Origin of the sequence: Microvirga aerilata (assembly GCF_016743775.1) — a bacterium.
GTDB lineage: Bacteria > Pseudomonadota > Alphaproteobacteria > Rhizobiales > Beijerinckiaceae > Microvirga > Microvirga aerilata.
This window is the reverse complement of the sequence record NZ_JAEQMY010000191.1, coordinates 1-4,466: the sequence shown is the minus strand read 5'-3', so window position 1 is coordinate 4,466 and position 4,466 is coordinate 1. Positions and strand designations below refer to the sequence as shown.

Sequence of the window (4,466 nt, the reverse complement as noted above, 5' to 3'; positions counted from 1 at the left end):
GACGGACCTGAGGAATGAACAACCCGCACCAGAATGCCCGCACGACCCGGCTGGGTCGAGCGGAAATGATCCGCCGCATCATTGAGGACGGCCTACCTGTTTGCGAGGTGGCCCGAGGCTTCGGCGTCAGCGAGCGCACCGCCCGCAAGTGGCTGGCCCGCTACAAGGCGGAAGGGCCAAGCGGACTGAACAACCGATCCTCCCGCCCGAGAACCGTTGCCAATCGCACGGCCGAGTACTGGTTCGGGGCGATTGAAATGCTCCGGCGGGAGTACCGGCTCACGGCTGAGGAGATCGCCGGCAAGCTGCAGCTGGCCCGCTCCACTGTAGCAGCCTGGCTCACCCGGCGCGGCTTGGGTCGCTTGGCGGCCCTGGAGCCAAAGGAGCCGCCCGTGCGCTATCAGCGTCAGCACCCCGGCGAGCTGATCCATCTGGACATCAAGAAGCTGGCTCGCTTTGCTCGGGTGGGCCATCGCATCACAGGTGATCGGCGCAACCCCAGTACTGGGGCGGGCTACGACTGCTTTCATGTGGCCATCGATGACGCCACCCGGCTGGCCTATGTCGAGGTGCTGCCGGATGAGACCCGCCGCTCCACCACGGCCTTCCTGGTGCGGGCGCTGCGCTGGTTCAAAGCACGCGGCATCCGGGTTGAGCGGGTGATGAGGGATAATGGCTCTGGTTATGTCGCGCGCCTGTTCCGCAAGGCGCTGCGGCTGCTCGGGATCCGGCACATCCGCACGAGACCGTACACGCCGAAAACCAATGGCAAGGCTGAGCGCTTCATCCAGACGCTTCTGCGCGAGTGGGCCTATGCGATCCCATTCTCCTCGTCGGATGCTCGGGCTGCTGATCTGCCGCGATGGCTGACCTGGTACAATCAGCAGCGCCCACATAGTAGTCTCGGCCGACGAACACCGGCTCAGGCTCTCGCCGGAACAACCTGATAAGAACTCACACCTAGAGCCGTCATAAGAGCACGGTTCATCATGCTGTTGTCTCGATAGTGTTGGGATGCCTCTTGCAGCATATCAGCGATGTCGGATTGACCTTGGCGCTGCAACTCGTCCGCTAGCACAGCAAAGTGCGAGGCAACAACGTCTTCGCTCTGCACAGCACTCTCAAGAGCTTGCCGGTAGACTGCAGCAGACTGCTGGGCTTTAGCAGGGTCTCTCACCTGAGTGGCCTAGCGAAGCTGAGCATTAGTGATTGGTAGGGGCCACATGGCGCTCAGAAGAGGCTGGGCGACAATAGCACCAATCAGCGCGAATGATGCCACAGCGAGGCTGATACAGCTACATAGGCGAAGACGCTTCTTGTCGGGCATCGGCCACCCTCCCAAGCATCATTGATGGCAGGCAACGCACAGACTCGAAGTCAGTTGCCTCGGAAGTTGCCCGCACCCTGGGATGGCTCATGATCGCTAGGAATCCTATGAGGTCCAAGCAAAGAGAAGCCCCAAGAAACGCTCAGGGCTGAAGGGGGGTATCTAGAGGGAACCGCCACGACTGGAGGAAGAGGAATGTGACGCTCTTCAGATAAGGGCGAAATCGTCGTACCCGAGTTTAGCTTTAGTTACACCATCGAAAGTAATGGTATTTCCAGATGCTAATTTGAGAACTGCATCACCTTCCGCATTGTTCGTGACGTTTCTATAGAGGGCTGCGAAGCTCTTCACACCTGCCACGCCCTTTGTGACCTGAACAATATCGTTACGCAGCGGATCGAAGTCGAGGATGATATCGTATCCTGAGCCACTCGTAAGAAAGCGGAAGGTGTCGGCACCATCTCCTCCTGAGAAGATGTCATTCCCTCCTAAGCCCTCAATGACATCGTTCCCCTCATAACCGAAGATTACATCAGGGCCTGATTTTCCAATCAGAGAGTTTGTGCCTGTATCATCACCTTTCGTGCCGCTGAGGGTCGGTTTGTAGGCAAGGAGCGGGTCGAGGGCCCAAGCCTTGATGTAGTCAATCTTGAACTCGACTGGAAACATGGTCGTGCCGTCCGGGTCACCTCCCCACGTGCCACCTACCGCGAGTCCTGCCAGGAGGTACATCGGCTCAGTTGCGCCAGGGGGTGTTGCCATCGAGTGGACCTGCACCCCGTCAAGGTAGAAGCTGATCGTGCTGGCCGTCCACATAGTGCCATAGGTGTGGAAGCTTTGAGAGAGATCGATCCCTTTATTGATGGCGATGGTTTGGTGTTGGTGAGAGCCCCCTGTGCCACTCCAATGAGCCCCGACGTAGTAGGTTTTCGGGTCCTTGCCGAGCAGTTCCAACACATCGATCTCAGGGGGCCAGTTGCCGCTCTGGGGCAGCATCCAGAAGGCAGGCCACAGTCCCGTACCTGTCGGAACCTGGGCTTTGATCTCGAAGTAGCCGTAGGTCTGTGAGAATGTCCCATAGGTGTTGATCATTCCCGACACATACGGCAGGCCATCAGTCAGGCTGGTATCTGGCGATTTGCTGGCAGTGATAGTGAGAACGCCATCTCCAGTTTGGGAAGTATCGGCCACGATCTTGAAGGGGTCAGTGCTGGGGTGTTTTTGTACAACAGCGGTTGATCGGTCGGCAAAGTACTGCTTCTCGCCGTTGCTCGACAGGCTGCGTCCACCCCACCAGTACTTTGTGCCCCAGACTTGGCTGTTAAGGTAGCTGCCTGTGAACTCGTCTTCAAACGTGAGTTTATAACTGCTCAGGTCAACTGACATAACTTGGTCCCCTAGATTAGCCCCTTATTTCAGGACTACCTCAGGGCATCAGCTTTCTGATTGTGACAAATAGCTGCTGGTTTCGGTAATAACCTGAAAGGTCCAACCTTCTTTAGTGTCACAAATGATTAACTCTGCAGTTGAGAGTTGCCTGTATGTCATCGCTGATTGTGGGGCATCCTGCGTGCGATTCCACCCTTGGCATTCGGGAGCTTGCCTTCAGCCATATGCCTTCTCCTGGGCCGTCAAAGGGTTCACCACATCCGCTGCTCAGACATGAGTCTCCCTCGCATCAGCTTGGCTTGTCTGTCTGCATTGTTGGAAGGGCAAGGTGAGCGCTCAAGATGCGAACGATCTCGGTAACATCATCTCTAGGGAGTGCGAAGGCGACAGGCCCATAGTTCGGATGGTCAAACGCGAGCAGCGAACCGTCGAACTGGGCAACCTGGACACACCACATAGGATTGACGATGGTTTCAACTGTCTTTCCAGCCAGAGGTTCTACCCGCAAACCTTCAAGCATCCGCTGTCGTGCTTGCCCCAGCAGGTTGATGACCTTGGTAAGTTGGTCGAGGTCTAACCCCACGGGAGATGATGGCCCGTCAACGGGACCGATCTCGATGGTCACACTCTTTCGATCATCAGCAACGCGGACGCCAACACGAGCTTGAGCCATGACACCCGCCTCCCTGCTTTATTGCAGGTTTAGAAGGTCGCGGCTCCCTCCGCCGAAATCATGACGCTGACATTCCATATACGCAAAAAAGAGAGCCTCAGGGGTGGGGCTCCTGAGACTCTCAATAAGGAAGTCATCGCTACCTAGCGGGGTCGAGAGTGTGGGGATCGCGATTGCCAGGATGCTGAGTGAACGCCGCTCAAGCCCATAAGGCTCCGTTAGACTTTCGGCGGGTTAGGCTATGGCATCTGTGCGCAAATGACAAAAACAACACTGGCTGCTGACAATGCTGTAGCGACCAGGCCCAAATCGATTGGCGAATGAGGCTTCGCTGCCAAGTGCAAGATCTGCTTGATCATGTTTGTGACCAGGATATGGGGTTTATCTATGTGAACGCCCAACTGGGCCGGAAGGTCGGGAGATCAACGAACCAAATCGAGGGCCCTTGATGATGAGTCCTGAGTGTTGCCCATAGGTGACACCATGTGCGACCTCAGCATCAGAGCTGCAGCTCATCACAGGTCGCCCCTCCATTGGCCTCTGAGACAAACCCAAAGCTCGAAGCTGCGTTGGAGACACTGTTGCAGGGTTTTCGGCAGAGCCGAGGCGGTTAGCGGGGAGGTCGAGCTAGGGATGCCCACCATCAGCAACAAAGACATCGAGGCTGAAGCACGGTCCCTCCTCCGTAAGCAGATTCAGGAGTCTGCCTGGTATCCCTGGATGAAAGAGGCTGATCGACGGAGGCGGATTGAGGAGGACGTTGACCGCTATTGGTATGTGAAGGTGAGTGAGGCTTCCAGGAAGCTTCTGGATCAGGCAGGTGTTAATAGCCCTTAACGATTGAGTATTCCGTAACAGATATGCCGATAATGGGACGGGTCTTTTGAATCTGGAGACTCACTTTGGACCCTTTGATCGCTTCTATCGTCATTGCTCTAATCACCACCTCACCTCGCATTATTGCCGACATACGGAAGTGCTATGACCGCAGGAGGGATGACTAGCTGTCTGGATGCGAGACCTCCTTGGCGGCAGCGACGACTTGGAGGGCTGGTGGCAAAGCGTCTGGATCGGGTG

At 56.5% G+C, this 4,466-nt stretch carries 3 protein-coding genes; 1 reads left to right on the top strand and 2 read right to left on the bottom strand.

Annotation, left to right across the window (positions count from 1 at the left end; translation table 11 throughout):
- Positions 1 to 14: 14 nt before the first annotated feature.
- A complete protein-coding gene (locus tag JKG68_RS31150) occupies positions 15 to 947 on the top strand; it encodes an IS481 family transposase (RefSeq protein WP_202066190.1) in 933 nt (310 codons plus the stop codon).
- A 587-nt stretch (positions 948 to 1,534) separates the two neighbouring features.
- Here the strand turns inward: JKG68_RS31150 and JKG68_RS31145 are convergent.
- Positions 1,535 to 2,713, bottom strand: a complete 1,179-nt coding sequence (locus tag JKG68_RS31145; protein WP_202066188.1) for a family 16 glycosylhydrolase — start codon at positions 2,711 to 2,713, stop codon at positions 1,535 to 1,537.
- A 292-nt stretch (positions 2,714 to 3,005) separates the two neighbouring features.
- Entirely contained in the window at positions 3,006 to 3,389 is a 384-nt protein-coding gene (locus tag JKG68_RS31140; protein ID WP_202066186.1) for a hypothetical protein, read from the bottom strand.
- Positions 3,390 to 4,466 lie beyond the last annotated feature (1,077 nt).